We start from the raw sequence: 16,749 nt of genomic DNA, 5'->3' as shown, positions 1-16,749 counted from the left end.
GGGGAACCTCGGCGGTGACGAACACGTTGGCCGTCCGCGAGCTCTTGGTAAAGCGACGGCAAAGTGGTGGAGGAGCAGGCGTGACGGTCCCGTTCTGGGCATGGGCGGCCACGATCGGCGGCATCATCGTGCTCGTCGGCGTCGACATCTGGCACGCGCGGTCGCCGCACGAGGTCAGTTTCCGCGAGGCCACCCTCTGGTCGGTCATCTACGTCGTCGTCGCCGTGGTGTTCGGCGGGATCCTGCTGTTCACGATGGGCACGCAGGCCGGCACCGAGTACTTCGCCGGGTACCTGGTCGAGAAGAGCCTCTCGGTCGACAACCTGTTCATCTTCGCGGTGATCCTGGGCCAGTTCGCGGTGCCCAAGCGCCACCAGCAGAAGGTGCTGCTCTGGGGCGTCATCGGCGCCCTGGTGATGCGCGCGATCTTCATCGCGATCGGCGCCGCGGTGATCTCCGCGTTCGCGTTCGTCTTCGTCATCTTCGGCGCGTTCCTGATCTACACGGCGTACACGCTGATCCGGTCGCACAACGACGAGCCCAAGGACATGCACGACAATCGCGCGGTCAAGCTGGTCCGCCGGTTCGTGACCGTGCACGAGGAGGCCGGCGACCACGAGGGCTACAAGGACGACGGCAGGCTGCAGGCGCGCGTGAACGGCAAGTGGGGCGTCACCCCGCTGTTCATCGTCGTGGCCGTGATCCTGTCGGTCGACCTGGTGTTCGCGCTCGACTCGATCCCCGCGATCTTCGGCATCACGCAGAACGCCTACATCGTGTTCACGGCCAACGCGTTCGCGCTGCTGGGTCTGCGGGCCCTGTACTTCCTGCTCGTGGGCCTGCTCGACCGCCTCGTGCACCTGTCCTACGGCCTGGCGTTCATCCTGGCCTTCATCGGCGTCAAGCTGATCCTGCTCTACCTGCACGAGGACGTGTCCACGTCCATCCCGGAGATCCCGACCTGGCTCTCGCTGGTGGTCATCGTGGTCACGCTGGCGGTCGTCACCGTCACGAGCCTGCGGTCCACCCGGAAGAAGGCCGAGGCCGCGGGGACGTCCGAGGAGCCCGCACAGGTCGAGTCCGGGCAGGAGCCGGAGAAGACCGACGACGCCGGCGGCGACGCGCAGAGCAGCGAGCAGGAGTCCCGCTCCTCGTCCTAGGGTCGGGGCATGGCCCCAGATCGCGACCGGGACCGGGACCCCGAGGGCCGCGCCCGCAACGCGCGGCCCCGCGACGCGAGCGGACGCCCGTTGCCCTACGGGGCGACGGGCGTCGAGCGCGCCGACGAGGAGGACGAGGAGCTCTCCGCCGACGAGGTGTTCGAGCGCGCACAGGCGTTCCTCGACGAGGACCGGCCCTTCGACGCCCACGACGTCCTCGAGGGCGCGTGGAAGGCGGCGCCGGACGACGAGCGCCTGCTCTGGAAGGGCCTCGCGCAGCTCGCGGTCGGCCTGACCCACGAGCAGCGCGGCAACCCGCGCGGTGCGTCGTCGCTGCTGCGCCGGGGCGCCGAGACCGCCGCGCAGGCGCCGGAGGCGGCGTCGCGGCACCGCGTCGACCTGGACGCGCTGGCCGGCTGGGCCGCGGCCCGCGAGGCGTCCGGCCCGGAGGCGCCGGGCCTCGTGCTGCGGCGGCGCTGACCGTTTCGGGTCACCCGGCCGTCGGCAACCCGATGCGCGACACGGACTGGTGCCGACGCATCGAGGAGGAACCCGGCATGGCCGGCGCACTGAACGGACAGCGGATCGCGATCATCGCGACGAACGGTGTCGAGCAGGCGGAGCTCGAGCAGCCCCGCCAGGCGGTCGATCGGGCAGGCGCGCGTTCCACGCTCGTGTCGCTGTCGACCGACGCGATCCAGGCGATGAACTCGGACATCGACAAGGGCGACACGTTCACGCCCGACGCCGCGATCGGCGACGTCTCCGCCGACGACTACGACGCGCTGATCCTGCCCGGCGGCACGATCAACGCCGACCAGCTGCGCCAGAGCGGTGACGTCGTGGCGTTCGTGCAGGCGATCTTCGCGGCCGGCAAGCCGGTGGGCGCCATCTGCCACGCGCCGTGGACGCTGGTCGAGGCCGACCTCGTGCGCGGCCGCACGCTGACGTCGTACCCGAGCCTGCGCACCGACATCCGCAACGCCGGCGGCACCGCCGTCGACGAGGAGGTCGTGGTCGATCGCGGGCTCGTGACCAGCCGGAACCCGAACGACCTCGACGCGTTCTGCGCCAAGATCGTCGAGGAGTTCGGCGAGGGTGCCCACCCGGTCCACGACGAGGGCGCCACCGCGCAGGCATGATGCCCCGGTGACCGACCGCCCCGGCCTGTTCGACCCCGTGCTCGCCCGCGGGGACGCCCGGGCGGCGGTCGCCGACGACGCGTGGGTGGCCGCGCTGCTCGAGGTCGAGGCCGCCCTGGCCCAGGCCGGCGCGGACGTCGGCACCCTCGACCGGGCCGACGCCGACGCGATCACCGACGCCGCCCGGCTCCCCGTCGACGCCGGCGCGCTCGGCGAGGAGGCGGCGGCGTCCGGCAACCCCGTCGTCCCGCTGGTCGCGCAGCTGCGCGCGCGGCTCGACGGCAGCGCCGCGTCGGGCGTGCACCGCGGCGCCACCAGCCAGGACGTCATGGACACCGCCGGGATGCTGGTGGCCCGCCGGGCCGTCGCGGCGATCACCGCCGACCTCGCGACCGCCGCCGACGCCGCGGCCGGGCTCGCCGCCACCCACCGCGACCGCCCCGCGGCCGGGCGCACGCTGCTCCAGCAGGCGGCCCCCATCACCGCCGGGCTGCGGTTCGCGGGCTGGTGCGGCGGGCTCGACGCCGCCGTGGACGCGCTCGCGGCGTGGCGGCCCGCGGTGCAGCTCGGCGGGGCCGTCGGGAACCTCGCGGCGTTCGACGGCCACGGGCGGGCGATCCGTGCCGCGCTGGCCCGGCGCCTCGACCTCGTCGAGCCCGTCCTGCCCTGGCATACCGAGCGCGGTCGGGTGGCCGAGCTCGCCGGGCTCCTCGGACGCGCCGGCGCCGCCGTCGGCTCGGTGTCCACCGACCTCGTGCTGCTGGCGCAGACCGAGGTCGGCGAGGTCCGCGAGGACGTCCCGGGCCGCGGCGGCTCGTCGACACTCCCGCACAAGCGCAACCCCGTCGCCGCCGTGTCCGCCCGCGCCGCCGCCATCGCCGCGCCCGGCCTCGTGGCCTCGGTCCTCACGGCCGCCTCGCTGCACGAGCACGAGCGCGCCGCCGGTCCGTGGCACGCCGAGTGGCGCCCGCTCACCGAGCTGCTGCGCACCGTCGGGTCCGGCGCCGCGTGGCTCGCGGACTCGTTGCGCCACCTCGCCGTCGACACCGACCGGGTCGCGGCGTCCCTCGACGTCACGGGCGGCCTGCTGCTCGCCGAGCAGGCGACGACCGGCCTGCGCGCCCGCCTCGGACACGCGGCCGCGAAGGAGCTCGTCACCGCCGCCGCGAGCACCGCCCAGGACGAGGGGCGACCGTTCGCCGACGTGCTGACCGAGGCCGTCGGCGACGCCGACGCGGTCCGGGCCCTGCTCGACCCCGCCGGTGCGCTGGGCGAGGCGGCCGGGCTCGTCGACGACCTGTTGAACACCAGGAAGGACCGCCCTTGAGCCCCCACCCGTCGACGCAGGACTGGGACCCCGCCGGCGAGGAGGTGCGCCGGGCCGTGCTCGGCGACGAGCACGTCGACCGGGCCGTCGCGAAGACCGACGACGTCACCGCGGACTTCCAGGACTTCATCACCCGCTACGCCTGGGGCGGCATCTGGACGCGCCCGGGCCTCGAGCGGCGCGAGCGCAGCATCGTGACGCTCTCGGTGCTGGCGGCCCTGCACCACGACGGCGAGCTGGGCCTGCACGTCCGCGCCGCGCGGCGCAACGGGCTGACCCGCGAGGAGATCCAGGAGGTGCTCCTGCAGGTCGGTGTCTACGCCGGGGTCCCGGCGGCGAACCGGGCGTTCGCGGTGGCGCAGCGCGTCCTCGCCGAGCTGGACGAGGGCGACTGACCCGCGCCGCGCCGGGCCGCGGCGGGCCGCACTACCGTGGACGGCCAGTACGGTCCGGTGGGGCGAGCACGAACGACGGGCGGGGGCGATGGAGCGCGCGGGAGCGGGACCGGCGGCGAGCCGCCGGTACAGGGCATGGCGCGCGCTGGTGGCGGGCACGCTGGCCGCGACGGCGCTCGTGGCGGCCGCCTGCTCCTCGGGGCCGTCGTCGGGCACCCCGCCGATCCCCGAGTTCCCCGGACCCGGCGCCGCGCCGGCCACCAGCGCGCCGCCCCCGCGCAACAGCATCCTGCCCACCGAGTGCGACCAGGTGCTGGCGTCCGACCAGATGCCGAACTACCTGGGGATGCCGCTCGGGTCGGTGCGCGTGACGGCGCTGCGGGACGTGCCGGCCCCGTCGGTCGGGCGCCTCGAACGCGTCACCTGCAACTACACTTCGCAGGGCGGCCCGGGCGCGCCGCCGTCGAACACGCTGGTGCTCAAGATGCTGACCAGCGGCTACACGGACGCGGCGGCCGCGTCGGCGCAGTCGCGGGTGAACCGGGACGCGCAGGCGAGCGCCGGGGTGCCGGCCCAGCCGGTGCCGCTGGGCGCCGCCGAGGCCGTGTACTACCCGGACCCCGACGGCCCGGTCCTCGTCGTGGTCTACGGCCGCGTGACGGCGAGCTTCACGCTCACCCCGGGCCGGCCGATCCCCGTGGACCAGGCCCAGCCGGTGCTCGTGGACCTGGCGCTGCGGGCGCTGCCGGTGCTGGTGCCCCAGTCGGGCTCGTAGAACGGTCCGGGTCGACGGTCACGCCGAGGACCGCGCCGCGTCCTCGGTCCCGCGGATCGCGGCGAGGAACCCGTCGACACGCACGCGCAGGCCGGCGACGCGCTCGTCGACCGGCAGGCTGAGGTCGGGCACGACGCTCGGGCAGGGCTTGCGCTCGAGGCGGGTCGTGACGGGGCAGGCCAGGTCGGTGCACACGTAGGTGCCGACGCTGTTGCCCTCGCGCCCGGCGGCCCCGGCCCGCGGGGCGGTGTAGAGCGTGACCTCGCCGTCGGTGTGGGTGGTGCGGCACAGCGCGCACATCGCGGTCCGCCGGGCGCCGCCGCCGGCCGGACGCAGCAGGACCCCGGTGACCGCGCCCTCGTGGAGGGTGACGAGGTAGGCCCGCTGCGGCATGCGCGGGTCCTGCCAGCCGGCGAACTCGACCGCGTCGAGGTCGGTGCCGACGACGGCGTCGACGACCGTCATCCGCTTCGCGTCGCCCTTCGAGCAATTGATCATCGAGCGGCGCACGGCGTCGGCCGTGAGCGTGGTGGGCATGGTCGGGACGCTACCGACGACGTCACATCCCCACCGGCGTACGGGCATGCTTAGGATAGTTGCCCGAACCTAATAATCTTGGCGTGAGCCGGAGGCGACGTGGCGAGCAGTAGTGCGGTGGCGCCGGCGGTGGCGCACCTGGGCCCGCGGTACAAGTGGGTCGCGCTCACGAACACCACGCTCGGCGTGCTGATCGTGACGATCAACATGTCGATCCTGCTGATCGCGCTGCCGGACATCTTCCGCGGCATCGCGCTGGACCCGCTGCGGCCGGAGAACATCAGCTACCTGCTGTGGCTGATCATGGGCTACCTGGTGGTGACGGCGGTCCTCGTCGTCACCTTCGGCCGCGTCGGCGACATGTACGGCCGCACGCGGATGTACACGCTCGGGTTCGCGGTGTTCACCGTGTTCTCGATCCTGCTGGCCGTCACGTGGCTGCAGGGCGACGCCGGCGCGATCTGGCTGATCTCGATGCGCGTGCTGCAGGGGATCGGCGGCGCCCTGCTGCTGGCGAACTCGACGGCGATCCTCACCGACGCGTTCCCCGCCCGGCAGCGGGGTCTGGCGCTGGGCATCAACTCGATCGCTGCGATCGCCGGCTCGTTCCTGGGTCTGATCATCGGAGGCGTGCTCGCGCCGGTGGCCTGGCACCTCGTGTTCATCGTGTCCGTGCCGATCGGCGTCGTCGGGACGATCTGGGCCTCGGCGAAGCTCAAGGAGACCAGCGAGCGGCACGAGGGGCGCATCGACTGGTGGGGCAACGTCACCTTCGCCGTCGGCCTCATCGCGGTGCTCATGGGCATCACGTACGGCATCCAGCCCTACGGCGGGCACGTCATGGGCTGGACGAGCCCGACGGTGCTCGTGTGCCTCATCGGCGGCGTCGTCGTGCTCGGGATCTTCGTGGCGATCGAGCGGCGGATCCCGCACCCCATGTTCCACCTGTCGCTGTTCTCGATCCGCTCGTTCACGGCCGGGAACATCGCGAACCTGCTCTCCGCGCTCGGCCGCGGCGGGCTGCAGTTCATCCTGATCATCTGGCTGCAGGGCATCTGGCTGCCCCGTCACGGTTACGACTACGAGTCGACGCCGCTGTGGGCCGGCATCTACATGGTCCCGCTGACCATCGGCTTCCTCGTCGCCGGACCGATCTCCGGCTTCCTCTCCGACCGTCACGGCGCCCGCTGGTACGCCGCCGGCGGCATGATCGTGGCCGCCGCGAGCTTCCTGGCCATGGGCTTCCTGCCCGTCGACTTCCCGTACCCGCTGTTCGCGGTCCTGCTCGCGGTCAACGGCCTCGCGATGGGGCTGTTCTCGTCGCCCAACCGCGCCTCGATCATGAACAGCGTCCCGGCCCGCCAGCGCGGGGCGGCCGCCGGCATGACGGCGACGTTCATGAACGGCGCCACCGTGCTCTCGATCGGCATCTTCTTCTCGATGCTGATCCTCGGGCTCGCCTCGACGCTCCCGGCGGCGCTGTTCGGCGGCCTCACCGGCCAGGGCGTGCCCGCCGACGTCGCCGGCCGCATCGCCGAGCTGCCGCCGGTGAGCACCCTGTTCGCCGCGCTCCTGGGCTACAACCCGATCGAGACCCTGCTGGGTCCCGGCGTCCTGGCCCAGGTCGGACCCGAGCAGGCCGGGTTCCTCACGGGTCGCAGCTTCTTCCCGGAGCTGATCTCCGGCCCGTTCGCCGACGGCCTGTTCCTCGCCCTCGGCTTCGCCGCGGCCTGCTGCTTCGTCGCCGCGATCGCGTCGCTGTTCGACACCGCCAAGCCCTCGGTGCAGGAGGCCGAGGCGCCCGGCGAGGCGCTGGGGCACGAGGCTCCCGAGCCCGCCGTCGGGAGCCGCCCCGTGGCCGTCGCCGGCCGCATCCTGGCGCCCGACGAGGGCCCCGCGGCGGCCGTCCTGACGCTCGTGGACGCCGGCGGGCACGAGGCCGACCGGGCGACCACCGACGACGCCGGGCACTTCACGCTCAGCGCCGACGGCCGCGCCGGCGACTACCTGGTCATCGCGACGCCTCGAGGCGGCGCCGCGGCCCCCGCCGTCACGCGCGTGACGGTCAACGGCTCGCCGGTGCGGATCGACGTCGTCCTGCGGGAGCGGGCGGCCCTGCCGCGCTGACCCGCTCGGCCCTGTGGGCTGACCCACACGCACGCCTCGGCAGCACGACGGCAACGTGTTCGCAAAGGTGCTTTGCGAACGTCGGGCCTCGATGACCGGTTTCGACGACCCGGAGCGGCGCCCGCGAACGCTGAGCGCCGTGACCGTGATCCTCACCGCCGCGGCGGGCGCCATCGACGTGGTGACCTACTTCGCGTTCAACCAGGTCTTCGCCAGCACGATGACCGGCAACCTCGTGCTGCTCGGCCTCGGGCTCGGGCAGGGCGACTGGCCCCAGATCGTCGACAACGTCTGCGCGATCGCCGGCTACTGCGGCGGGCTCCTCGCCGGCACCGTCTGCTGCGGCCTCGCGATGCGCCGGTGGCCCTGGCGCAACGCGGTCGGGGCGACGCTGACGTTCGAGCTCGCGCTCCTGCTCGTGCTCGGCGCGTTCTGGTACGGCGTGGACGAGGACAGCCCGATCGTGGCGTGGAAGGTCGTCGTGCTGGTGGTCGGCGCCGGACTGGCCATGGGGGTCCAGGCGGCGGCGCTGCGCTACGTCGGCCCGGCCGGGACCCCGACGAGCTTCCTCTCGGGCACGGTCACGAACTGGGTCTCGGGGCTCGTCGAGCTGCACAGGCCGTTCGCCTGGAACTGGAACTCGCCGCTGCGCCTGCTCGCGGTGGTCGTCGCGGCCGCGGGCAACGCGGTGGTGCAGCGCTGGGCACCGGACTGGTCGTTCGTGGCGCCCGTGGTGCTCGTCGCCGTCGCGATCGTGCTCATGGCCGTCGTGACCCACGCCAACAGCGGGGGCCTGACCGCCGGGGAGCCGCAGTTCGCGCCCGACCCGCGCGAGGAGGTGCCGGACGCCGGGGAGGACGAGGAGGCCGCGACGACCGTCGGTCCCGTGCACGGCCGCGTCGTCGGCGAGGACGGCGGCGTGCGCCCGGCGGTGCTGACGCTGGTCTCGAGCGGCGGGGAGCAGGTCGGGCGCGTGCACACCGAGACGGACGGCACTTACCGCCTGGAGCCGCCCGAGTCCGGCGACTTCATGCTCATCTGCACGCCGCACCGCATGGGCGGCGGCGCCGCGCGGCCCCGGGCCGCGCTGATCTCGGTCGACGGCCACCCGGTCGTGCACGACCTGGTGCTCGGGGCGTCGACGACCTGAGCGTCGGCCCTCAGGCGGCGCGGACCGCCTCGATGTCGATCTCGATGCGCAGGGTGCGGCCGACGGCGAAGATGCCGGCGATCACCGACTGGTTCCACCGGATGTCGAAGTCGTCGCGCGAGAGCTGTGTCGTCGCATAGAACCCCGCGCGCTCGCCGCCCCAGAGGTCGGGGCCCGCGCCGTGGTAGACGACGTCGAGGTCGACGGTGTTGCGCACGCCCTTGAGGACGAGGTCGCCGGACATCGTCCAGTGGTCCGGGGTGTGGCCGGTGATCACGGTCGAGGTGAAGTCGATCCGCGGGAACGCGACGACGTCGAGGAAGTCGCCGGCGCGCAGGTGGGCGTCGCGGGTGTCGTCGTCGGTGTCGACGCTCGCCGGGTCGATGGCGGCGTGCACGCGGGTGCCCGCGAGGTCGGCGCCCATCTCGATCGCGCCGGTGAAGCTGCGCAGGCGCCCGTGCACCTTGGTGATGCCCAGGTGGAACGCCGACGCGGCGATGCGCGAGTGCACGGGGTCGATGTCCCAGCGCCCCGGCGCGGGCAGGCTCAGCGCGCCCGAGCGGGTCAGCACCACGCGGCCGATGTCGCCGGAGCCGGCCAGCGGGCGCGCCGCCGGCGTGTGCCCGACCGCCGAGGTGATCACGGTGGCCGGGCCCTCGGGGAGGTCCTCGACGAGGAACGTGCCGTCGCCGCCGACCGAGGTGCCGCCGATCTGGGCGCCGGCGGCGTCGATCACCGTCACGACGGCGAACGGCACCGGCCATCCGTCGCTCGTGACGGCGGCGCCGCGCACCCAGCCGCGGCCGCGGGACGTGTCGGTCAGGGACGAGGTGGACTCGCCCGCGCTCACCAGCGCTCGCCGCCGGACTGGGTACGCGTCTCGGCGGAGTCCTGGTCCCCGTGCTGCCCGTGGCGCCCGCCGAACCCGTTCCCGTTCACCGAGGCGCCGTCGTCCCCGCGGGGGACGTCCGGGCGCGACGGCGCGGCGTCGCTGCTGGAGGCGGGGGCGTCGACGGCCGGCGGCACCAGGCTCAGCACCACGTCCGACGGGTGGCCCGGGCCGATCTCGATCTCCGAGGCCACGGGGGCGTAGCCGCTCGCGGTGATCGTGTAGACGCCGTGGGCGACGTCGTCGAAGCGGAACGACCCGTCCTCGCCGGTGACGCGGGAGCCGACGACGTGGCCGTCCTCGCTGACCAGCGTGGCCAGGGCCTCGGCCACCGGGCGGCCCGCGCCCGCGGACCGCACGGTGCCCGAGAGCTGGGTGCGGGTGGCCAGCGCGATGTGGTGGGCGACGTGGCCCTCGTTCGGCACGCGGACGGTCTCGGCCACCGGCGCGAGGCGCGGCGCGGCGGCGGTGAGCGTGTAGGTGCCCTCGGTGAGGTCGGCGAAGCGGTAGCTGCCGTCGGCGGCCGACCGGGTCACGGCGACGACGGTGCCGCGCACGTCGGTGAGGGTGAGCACGACGTCGCCCCAGCCGCTGCTGATGCCCGTGCCGGCGCCGTTGGTGCCGCCCCCGTGGCGCACGCCGACGGTGCCGCCGAGCGACGCGCCGCCGCCGGCGAGGCCGACGTCGTGGCGCAGCGGGCGGTCGGCGACGGCCACGAGCGAGGCCTGCGGCTGGTGGGTGGACGAGGCGCAGATGACCAGGTAGGTCCCGCCGGTCGGCGGCACGAGCTGGTAGTGGCCGCCCTCGTCGGCCGCCGCGCGGTCGAGCTGGTCACCGGAGAGGTCGCACAGCGTCAGCGCCGCGCCGGGCACCGGCGCGCCGTCGCTCCGCGTCACCCGACCGAAGATCATGATCGGTTCCTGTCCGTCCACCGACGTCCACCTCTCTCGAACGCGCCGCTGCTCCGCGTCCCATCGTCCACCGAGCGCGCACCACTCGCCCGGACGGTCCCTCCACCGGGTCCGCGGGACCACTTGGTTGGATAGTACAAGCATCATCCTGGGCGGGCTCGGCGGCGACCGGTTGGCGCCCCGATGGTGGTGCGGTCCACGCTGGGGGCATGCCCGCGCTCCCGTCGGACTTCCCCGCCCTCCCGCGTCCCGCGATCGACCTCGCGGCGGACCGGGAGGCCATCGCCGACTTCTACGACTACGCCGACCTGCTGTCGGCCGCGGAGACCGCGACGCTGCGCCGCCTGCGCTCCTATCTCGCCGAGGACGTCGCGCCGGTGGTCGAGGGCGCGTGGGAGCGCGCCGAGTTCCCGATGCAGCTGGTCAAGGGCTTCGCCGACCTCGACCTCGCCGGCCTGCCCTACGGCCTGGGCGCCTCGGCCGACGAGCCCGCGCGGCGCCTCTTCCTCGGTTTCGTGGCCGCCGAGATCGCCCGCGTCGACCCGTCGGTGAACAGCTTCTTCGGTGTCCACTCCGGCCTCGCGATGGGCTCGATCTGGGCGGGCGGCACCGAGGAGCAGCGGCAGCGCTGGCTGCCCGCGATGGCGCGGATGGAGTCGATCGGGGCGTTCGGGCTCACCGAGCCGCACGGCGGTTCCGACGTCGCGGGCGGCATGGAGACCACCGCGCGCCGTGACGGTGACCACTGGGTGCTCGACGGCGACAAGCGCTGGATCGGCAACGCGACGTTCGCCGACCTGATCGTCATCTGGGCCAAGGACCTCGAGACGAACGAGGTGCGCGGGTTCGTCGTCCCGCGCGAGACCGAGGGCATGACGATCGTCAAGATCGAGGGCAAGACGGCGCTGCGGATCGTCCAGAACGCCGACATCGCCCTGCGCGGCGTGCGGGTCCCGGACGACCACCGCCTCGCCGGCGGCACCGGCACGTTCGCCGACGCGGGCGGGGTCCTGCGGGTCACGCGCGCCAACGCGTCGTGGGGCGCGACCGGCACGCAGATGGGCGCCTACGAGATGGCCCTGTCCTACGCGCAGCAGCGCGAGCAGTTCGGCCGCCCGATCGCCGGCTTCCAGCTCATGCAGGAGCTGCTCGTGCAGATGCTGGGCAACGTCACCGCCTCACTCGGGATGGCGGTGCGCAACGCCCAGCTGCTCGACGGCGGCGGCGGGTCGGACGCGCACTCGGCGCTGGCGAAGGAGTTCTGCGCCACGCGCATGCGCGAGACCGTGTCGTGGGCGCGCCAGCTCGTCGGCGGGAACGGGGTGCTGCTGGAGAACGGGGTCGCGCGCTACTTCGCCGACGCCGAGGCCCTGTACTCGTTCGAGGGCACGCGCGAGATGAACACGCTGATCGTCGGCAAGGCGATCACCGGCCACAGCGCGTTCGTGCGCTGACCCGTGACCGCCAACTCGACGATCGCGGTCGCTCTCGCCTGCTGCTCCGCCCTCGCCTACGCGCTCTCGGCGGCCCTGCAGCGCCGCGAGACGGCGCGGACCGTCGACGCCGGGGAGCGCGCGGGCGCGGGCCTGCCGTTCTTCGGCGCCCTGCTGCGCCGGCCCTGGTGGTGGGGCGGGGTCGCGTCGATGGTGGTCGGGGCGATGATCCACGTCGTCGCCCTGGGCTTCGGGTCGATCACGCTGGTCCAGCCCATCGGCGTCACCGCGCTGATCCTCGCCCTGCCGCTGGACGCCTGGCTCGAGAAGCGCCGGATCCACCGCGCGGAGTGGGTCGGCGCGGTCGTCCTGGTGATCGGGCTGGCCGGGCTCTTCGGGCTCGCCGAGCACCAGCCCTCGGAGGTGCCGCCGGACGCCGACCTCGTGCTCGGCATGATCCTCGTCGTCCTCGTGCTCGCGGCCGTCGTCACCGTGGCGAGCGGCCGCGCGCCGGCCGTGCCGCGGGCCGTGGTCCGCGCCGCGGTGTCGGGCCTGTGCGCGGGCGCGACGTCGGGGCTGGTCCGGCTGACGTTCCGGCTGGTCCAGGACGGGCGCTCACCGTGGCTCATCGCCGCCGTGGTGGGCGCGGCCATGGTCCTGCCCGTGGCCTCGATCCTGCTGCTGCAGACCGCCTACCGCGACGGCGGCCTGGACGCGGGCCTGTCGACCCAGATCACCGTCGACCAGGTCGCGGCGATGGCGATCGGCATCGTCGTGCTCGGCGAGCGGTTCTCGCTCGGGGTCTCGGGCGCGGTGCTCGCCGGGGTGAGCGCGGTCGTCGCCGTGACGGGTCTCGTCACGCTCATCCGCTCGGGGCCCACCCCCGAGCAGCGGGCCCCGGCTAGGGCAGCGACAGCACCACACCCGTGACCAGCGCCAGCAGTGCCACCGCGCCCCCGAGCAGCGGGACCGCGCGGCGAGCGGCGAGCGGCGAGGGCAGCGGGGCGTGGCTGATGCGCGCGGTGCGCCACCGCCCGTAGAGCGCGACGACCACGGCGAGGACGGCCGCCGCCGCCGCGAGCACCAGGGCCGGCGCGGACCCGTCGTGCGTGAGCTCGCGGACCGCGAGCAGCACCGCGTTCGCGCCGACGCCGAGCGACGTGCGGCTCCACGCGAGGCCCGTCCGCTCGGCCTGGAGGCCGGCGTCGGAGGGGGAGCTCACGCCCCGGCCCGCACGGCGACGAGCACGAGAGCGAACAGGGCGAGCACGACCAGCCCGCCCGCGAGCACCCACGGCAGGCGCTGGCGGGGCAGGGGCCGCCCGCGCCGGATGGCGAACTCCACCCCGCGCCAGCGCAGCACGCCACCTGCGGCGGTCACGACCGCGAGGGCGGTGAGCAGCGCGGCCACGACGCCGCGCGTGCCCGGCACGGCGAACTCGGGGAGCAGCTGCACGACGGCCACCCCGGCCGCGAGCAGCGACAACGACGTCCGCAGCCAGGCGAGGAACGTCCGCTCGTTCGCGAGGGTGAAGCGGTAGTCGGGCTCGTGCTCCTCGTCGGGCGCCTCGGCCACGGCCACCCCCGGATGTAGGGACATTTGTCCCGAGCATCGTGCCCGATCGTGCCCGCGTGTGCTCAGACGAGTCCGGGCGCGAGCATCACGACCATCCCGTTGGTCTGCGGGCTCGTGGGTGGCGCCGTGCCCTGGGCCGCCAGGAACAGCACCACGGCCAGGACGACCAGCACGGCCAACAGCACCCCGACCAGCACACCGATCGACAGGCGCCGGCCCGTCGGTCCTCCGGAGCTCGCGCTCATGGGTTCTCCTCCGACCTCGTCGACGACCCGGGCGGGTGCCCGCTGGGTCACCGGTCACCCGTCGGCGGCCGCGATCGCGTGCAGCGTCACGCGGGCCCAGGCGTTGTTCACGTAGCCCTTCGGGTTCCAGAGCTCGGCGGGGTCGGCGGGCTGCACCCCGGCCGCGGAGTCCCAGGCGCGGGCGACGACGCGGGTCGTCCCGGGCGGCAGGTCGAGGTCGGCGTGCCAGTGCCGCCAGCTCCAGCGGCTCGCCTGCGGCGCGAGGTCCGCCTCGGCCCACGTCGCGCCGTCGTCGGTGGAGACGTCGACCCGCACGACCGTCCGGTCGCCGCCGGCCAGCGCGTACCCGGTGACGTGCACCCGGCCGGCCGGGACCTCGGCGCCGTCGGCGGGGGAGAGCACGTCGGCGTTCACCGCGATCGGGCCGAGCGGGACGCCCCGCCCGCGCGCCGGGGACGCGTCGGCGGGCAGCAGGCGGTAGGCGACGGCCTGGTAGAAGCCCGAGGACGGCGCGTCCGCGACGGTGACGCGCTCGAGCCACTTGACGCTGCGGGCGCCGATCCACCCGGGCACCACGACGCGCACGGGCGCCCCGTGCTCCGCGGGCAGCGCGGCGTCGTTCATCGACCAGGCCAGCAGGACCTCCGACGCCAGGGCCTTCTCGAGCGGCACCGAGACCGCGTAGGGCTCGTCCGGCTCGTCGGCGACGTCGGCGCCGGTGAGGACGACGTCGGTGGCGGCCGGGTCGACGCCCACGTCGCGCAGCACGTCGGCGAGCCGGGCCCCGGCCCACCGGGCGGTCCCGGTCGCGCCCGGTCCCCACGGGGTCTCGCCCGGCAGGTCGGCGACCTCGATGAGCCCCGATCGGCGGTTGCCCGCGCACTGCAGCGTCACGACCTCGGTGTGCTCGGCGAAGCGCTCGCGCAGCGCGCCGAGCGAGAACGTCGCCGGCCGCTCGACCATCCCGTCCACGCGCAGCGACCACGTCGCGGGGTCGATCCGCGGCTGCTCGGTCGCGTGGTTGCGGTGGTAGAAGGCGTCGAGCGGGGTGAGGTCGCGTCCCGCCAGGACGGTGCGGGCGGGCTCGGCGTTGTACGGCTGCGCCGAGTGGACGGTCATCTCCGCCGGCTGGGTGGCCATGCTGCTCCAGGGTTCGGCGACACCGGGTGAGGGCCGCGCCGGGCCGATTGATCCGACCGGGTGGACCTCGGATCCGGGTATGTGATCGACCCTTCCGAACCCCGGGAACCTGATCTCCGCGCCGCAGTGCTCGGTGGTGTGTTCCCAGCTCAGGGGCCGAATCACACGCATGGCAGTGAAATCGGTGTGCCCGTCGGCACCCCCGGACGGAGTCGTAGGGTGCCGCACATGTCGCAGACGCCGATCTACGAGGAAGTCCGCCGGGCGTTCGGTCGTACCGACCGCGGCTTCGAACGGCGTGCGTTCCGCGAGGACGGGGCGGGCGGGAGCGAGGAGCGCCCCTCCCGGCCGGTGATGCTGCGCGGCAACGGCGGTCGGCACCGGCGCTCGGGCGACTGAGCACAGACGGTCGTCCGCTCCCGGACGGTCCCCCTCCCGGTGGCCTCCCGGGGCCCCGACCGCGTGCCGTCGGGGCCGTGGGGCAGGGTTGAGGGCGCCCCGCCCGCTGCGGCGGGGCGATCGCCGAGGTCAGCGAGGGCAGGATGAGCGAGCAGTCCGGACCCCCCGGGCCCCGCGGGCGACACGCCGCGCCCGGGACGGATCCCGACGACGCCGCCGTGTCGCGCCACGGTGCGGATCCCGAGGCGCCCGACGCGCCCGCCCGGCCGGGACCGCCCGGCACGCCGCCCGGCTCCCCGGGTCCGATGCCGCCCCGTCACGCCGGCCCGCCGCCGCCCGGTGCCGGCCCGCAGGGGCCGCCGCCCGGAGGCCCGCAGGCCCCGCCGCCCGGGGCGTACGGCCCGCCCGGCCCGGCTCGCCCCGGCCCGCCGCCCGGCCCGCCCGGTCGCCCGCCGGCCGGTCCACCCGGTCCGTACGGCCCGCCCGGCCCGAGCACCCAGAACGCCCCGAACGGCTGGACCAGCCCGCCACCGCCCGGGAGCCGCCCGCCGGCCGACGCCCCCACGCGCCACGCCGCGCCGGCCGAGGCGCCGACCAGCCACACGTCGGCGGGCCACGCCCCGTCCGAGGCCGCCACGACCCACGCCGCGTCGCCGATGAAGTCGCAGCTGTCGGTCGTCAAGCTCAGCGGCGGCGCCGCCGCGGCCGTGACCACGGCCGGCGTGGGCTCCTTCGTCGGCGGCGCGATGGGCACGGTCGCCGGCGCGGGGATCGCTGCCGTCATCACCACCGTCGGCGACGCCGTGTACCAGCGCTCGATCGAGCGGACCCGTGACACCGTCCGGCGCCGGCTGCGCACCCGCGACCCGAGGACCGGCGCGCCGGGGGCGGACGACCGCACCGTCGTCGCGAGCACGGTCGGCCGCGGCGAGGGTGCCGCCGCCGACCGGACGCGGGTCACGGGCATGCCGCCGGTCGGTGCCGGGCAGAGCCCCGACGACACCCCGACCATGGTGATCGGCCCCGACGCCCCCGCCACCCAGGCGCTCGGCAACGGCCCGGGCGACGACCGCACCCAGGTGGTCGGGTCCGGGACGCGGGTGATGTCCGGCGACGACGAGGCGACCGCCTTGGTCGGGTCGCCCGGCGGGCCCGACGACCCGGACGACCCGGACGGCCCCGACGACGGCGAGGAGGCCCGGCGCCCACCGTGGAAGCGCTACGCCCTGCTCGCGGCCACCGCGCTCCTGATCTTCCTGATCGCCATGCTGGCCATCACGGGCATCGAGCGGGTCAAGGGCTCGCCGCTCTCGGGCGGCGAGTCGGGCACCAGCGTCGGCTCGGTGATCGGCACGGCCCCGACCACCTCGGAGACCTCGGCGCCGGAGACCTCGTCGACCGCCCCGGAGGGCGGCGCGGAGCAGACCACGACCTCCGAGGCCCCGTCAGGCGGCACCGAGGAGACCAGCGAGCCCGAGTCGACGACCACCACGTCGCGCGCCCCACAGTTGGTCCCGAGCGGGCTGCTGCCGGGTAACAACTGA

General features: G+C 74.9%; 20 protein-coding genes. 12 read left to right on the top strand and 8 right to left on the bottom strand.

What is annotated here, in order from left to right; all coding sequences use genetic code 11:
- Positions 1-80 precede the first annotated feature (80 nt).
- From EV188_RS09300 to EV188_RS09275, 6 genes are all read left to right on the top strand, one after another.
- A complete protein-coding gene (locus EV188_RS09300; protein WP_133825940.1) occupies positions 81-1,160 on the top strand; it encodes a TerC family protein in 1,080 nt (359 codons plus the stop codon).
- Between the two features lie 9 nt (positions 1,161-1,169).
- Positions 1,170-1,640 carry a DUF309 domain-containing protein gene (locus EV188_RS09295; RefSeq protein WP_133825939.1) on the top strand — a complete coding sequence of 157 codons (471 nt, stop codon included), beginning with the start codon at positions 1,170-1,172 and terminating at the stop codon, positions 1,638-1,640.
- A 77-nt stretch (positions 1,641-1,717) separates the two neighbouring features.
- Positions 1,718-2,302, top strand: a complete 585-nt coding sequence (locus EV188_RS09290) for a type 1 glutamine amidotransferase domain-containing protein (RefSeq protein WP_133825938.1) — start codon at positions 1,718-1,720, stop codon at positions 2,300-2,302.
- 7 nt (positions 2,303-2,309) lie between these two features.
- Positions 2,310-3,629 (top strand): lyase family protein, encoded by a 1,320-nt coding sequence (locus EV188_RS09285; protein ID WP_243741574.1) that lies wholly within the window; start codon positions 2,310-2,312, stop codon positions 3,627-3,629.
- Complete coding sequence (gene pcaC, locus EV188_RS09280; RefSeq protein WP_133825937.1) at positions 3,626-4,024, top strand: 4-carboxymuconolactone decarboxylase; 399 nt, start codon at positions 3,626-3,628, stop codon at positions 4,022-4,024. The genes EV188_RS09285 and pcaC overlap by 4 nt, the downstream gene beginning before the upstream one ends.
- An 88-nt stretch (positions 4,025-4,112) precedes the next feature.
- Entirely contained in the window at positions 4,113-4,799 is a 687-nt protein-coding gene (locus EV188_RS09275; RefSeq protein ID WP_133825936.1) for a hypothetical protein, read from the top strand.
- A gap of 18 nt (positions 4,800-4,817) precedes the next feature.
- Here the strand turns inward: EV188_RS09275 and EV188_RS09270 are convergent, their stop codons facing one another.
- Complete coding sequence (locus EV188_RS09270) at positions 4,818-5,336, bottom strand: FBP domain-containing protein (protein ID WP_133825935.1); 519 nt, start codon at positions 5,334-5,336, stop codon at positions 4,818-4,820.
- Between the two features lie 99 nt (positions 5,337-5,435).
- Between EV188_RS09270 and EV188_RS09265 the strand changes: the two genes are divergently transcribed.
- On the top strand, positions 5,436-7,463 hold the full coding sequence (locus EV188_RS09265) for an MFS transporter (protein ID WP_243741573.1): 2,028 nt from the start codon (positions 5,436-5,438) through the stop codon (positions 7,461-7,463).
- A gap of 91 nt (positions 7,464-7,554) precedes the next feature.
- Complete coding sequence (locus EV188_RS09260) at positions 7,555-8,613, top strand: DUF1275 family protein (RefSeq protein WP_133825934.1); 1,059 nt, start codon at positions 7,555-7,557, stop codon at positions 8,611-8,613.
- A gap of 10 nt (positions 8,614-8,623) precedes the next feature.
- On the opposite strand, the gene EV188_RS09255 is transcribed toward EV188_RS09260, so the two are convergent.
- Together EV188_RS09255 and EV188_RS09250 are read right to left on the bottom strand one after the other, a co-directional pair.
- Positions 8,624-9,463 carry a YceI family protein gene (locus tag EV188_RS09255; protein ID WP_243741572.1) on the bottom strand — a complete coding sequence of 280 codons (840 nt, stop codon included), beginning with the start codon at positions 9,461-9,463 and terminating at the stop codon, positions 8,624-8,626.
- Complete coding sequence (locus EV188_RS09250; RefSeq protein ID WP_166659798.1) at positions 9,460-10,434, bottom strand: MSCRAMM family protein; 975 nt, start codon at positions 10,432-10,434, stop codon at positions 9,460-9,462. Before EV188_RS09250 ends, EV188_RS09255 begins: the two co-directional genes overlap by 4 nt.
- A 188-nt stretch (positions 10,435-10,622) precedes the next feature.
- Between EV188_RS09250 and EV188_RS09245 the strand changes: the two genes are divergently transcribed.
- Together EV188_RS09245 and EV188_RS09240 are read left to right on the top strand one after the other, a co-directional pair.
- Entirely contained in the window at positions 10,623-11,867 is a 1,245-nt protein-coding gene (locus tag EV188_RS09245) for an acyl-CoA dehydrogenase family protein (protein WP_133825932.1), read from the top strand.
- A gap of 3 nt (positions 11,868-11,870) precedes the next feature.
- Complete coding sequence (locus EV188_RS09240) at positions 11,871-12,776, top strand: DMT family transporter (RefSeq protein WP_133825931.1); 906 nt, start codon at positions 11,871-11,873, stop codon at positions 12,774-12,776.
- Here the strand turns inward: EV188_RS09240 and EV188_RS09235 are convergent.
- Genes EV188_RS09235 through EV188_RS09220 form a run of 4 tightly spaced genes read right to left on the bottom strand, consistent with a single transcriptional unit; the run spans position 12,748 to position 14,806 of the window.
- Complete coding sequence (locus EV188_RS09235; RefSeq protein WP_133825930.1) at positions 12,748-13,068, bottom strand: DUF202 domain-containing protein; 321 nt, start codon at positions 13,066-13,068, stop codon at positions 12,748-12,750. The genes EV188_RS09240 and EV188_RS09235 overlap by 29 nt on opposite strands.
- Positions 13,065-13,445 carry a YidH family protein gene (locus EV188_RS09230; RefSeq protein ID WP_133825929.1) on the bottom strand — a complete coding sequence of 127 codons (381 nt, stop codon included), beginning with the start codon at positions 13,443-13,445 and terminating at the stop codon, positions 13,065-13,067. The genes EV188_RS09235 and EV188_RS09230 overlap by 4 nt, the downstream gene beginning before the upstream one ends.
- A gap of 38 nt (positions 13,446-13,483) precedes the next feature.
- Positions 13,484-13,666, bottom strand: coding sequence for a hypothetical protein (locus EV188_RS09225; RefSeq protein WP_133825928.1), 183 nt, complete (start codon positions 13,664-13,666; stop codon positions 13,484-13,486).
- Between the two features lie 54 nt (positions 13,667-13,720).
- Positions 13,721-14,806 (bottom strand): sulfite oxidase, encoded by a 1,086-nt coding sequence (locus tag EV188_RS09220; protein WP_243741571.1) that lies wholly within the window; start codon positions 14,804-14,806, stop codon positions 13,721-13,723.
- A gap of 228 nt (positions 14,807-15,034) precedes the next feature.
- On the opposite strand from EV188_RS09220, the gene EV188_RS31480 reads away from it, so the two are divergent.
- A complete protein-coding gene (locus EV188_RS31480) occupies positions 15,035-15,205 on the top strand; it encodes a hypothetical protein (protein WP_166659797.1) in 171 nt (56 codons plus the stop codon).
- Positions 15,206-15,521: 316 nt separating this feature from the next.
- Here the strand turns inward: EV188_RS31480 and EV188_RS09215 are convergent, their stop codons facing one another.
- Complete coding sequence (locus EV188_RS09215) at positions 15,522-15,887, bottom strand: hypothetical protein (protein WP_133825927.1); 366 nt, start codon at positions 15,885-15,887, stop codon at positions 15,522-15,524.
- Here EV188_RS09215 and EV188_RS09210 point away from each other — a divergent pair.
- On the top strand, positions 15,862-16,749 hold the full coding sequence (locus EV188_RS09210) for a hypothetical protein (protein WP_133825926.1): 888 nt from the start codon (positions 15,862-15,864) through the stop codon (positions 16,747-16,749). The genes EV188_RS09215 and EV188_RS09210 overlap by 26 nt on opposite strands.

The sequence above is a fragment of the Actinomycetospora succinea genome (genome assembly GCF_004363095.1).
Taxonomy (GTDB): domain Bacteria; phylum Actinomycetota; class Actinomycetes; order Mycobacteriales; family Pseudonocardiaceae; genus Actinomycetospora; species Actinomycetospora succinea.
This window is presented reverse-complemented; position numbering and strand designations above follow the sequence as displayed.

What these genes read in the sequence shown, in the direction of transcription:
- EV188_RS09260 (WP_133825934.1), top strand. Translation starts at nt 7,555, where the DNA reads ATGACCGGTTTCGACGACCCGGAGCGGCGCCCGCGAACGCTGAGCGCC.
- EV188_RS09275 (WP_133825936.1), top strand. Translation starts at nt 4,113, where the DNA reads ATGGAGCGCGCGGGAGCGGGACCGGCGGCGAGCCGCCGGTACAGGGCA.
- EV188_RS09230 (WP_133825929.1), bottom strand. Translation starts at nt 13,445, where the DNA reads ATGTCCCTACATCCGGGGGTGGCCGTGGCCGAGGCGCCCGACGAGGAG.
- EV188_RS09270 (WP_133825935.1), bottom strand. Translation starts at nt 5,336, where the DNA reads ATGCCCACCACGCTCACGGCCGACGCCGTGCGCCGCTCGATGATCAAT.
- EV188_RS09245 (WP_133825932.1), top strand. Translation starts at nt 10,623, where the DNA reads ATGCCCGCGCTCCCGTCGGACTTCCCCGCCCTCCCGCGTCCCGCGATC.
- EV188_RS09290 (WP_133825938.1), top strand. Translation starts at nt 1,718, where the DNA reads ATGGCCGGCGCACTGAACGGACAGCGGATCGCGATCATCGCGACGAAC.
- EV188_RS09210 (WP_133825926.1), top strand. Translation starts at nt 15,862, where the DNA reads ATGAAGTCGCAGCTGTCGGTCGTCAAGCTCAGCGGCGGCGCCGCCGCG.
- EV188_RS09220 (WP_243741571.1), bottom strand. Translation starts at nt 14,806, where the DNA reads ATGGCCACCCAGCCGGCGGAGATGACCGTCCACTCGGCGCAGCCGTAC.
- EV188_RS09295 (WP_133825939.1), top strand. Translation starts at nt 1,170, where the DNA reads ATGGCCCCAGATCGCGACCGGGACCGGGACCCCGAGGGCCGCGCCCGC.
- EV188_RS31480 (WP_166659797.1), top strand. Translation starts at nt 15,035, where the DNA reads ATGTCGCAGACGCCGATCTACGAGGAAGTCCGCCGGGCGTTCGGTCGT.
- EV188_RS09225 (WP_133825928.1), bottom strand. Translation starts at nt 13,666, where the DNA reads ATGAGCGCGAGCTCCGGAGGACCGACGGGCCGGCGCCTGTCGATCGGT.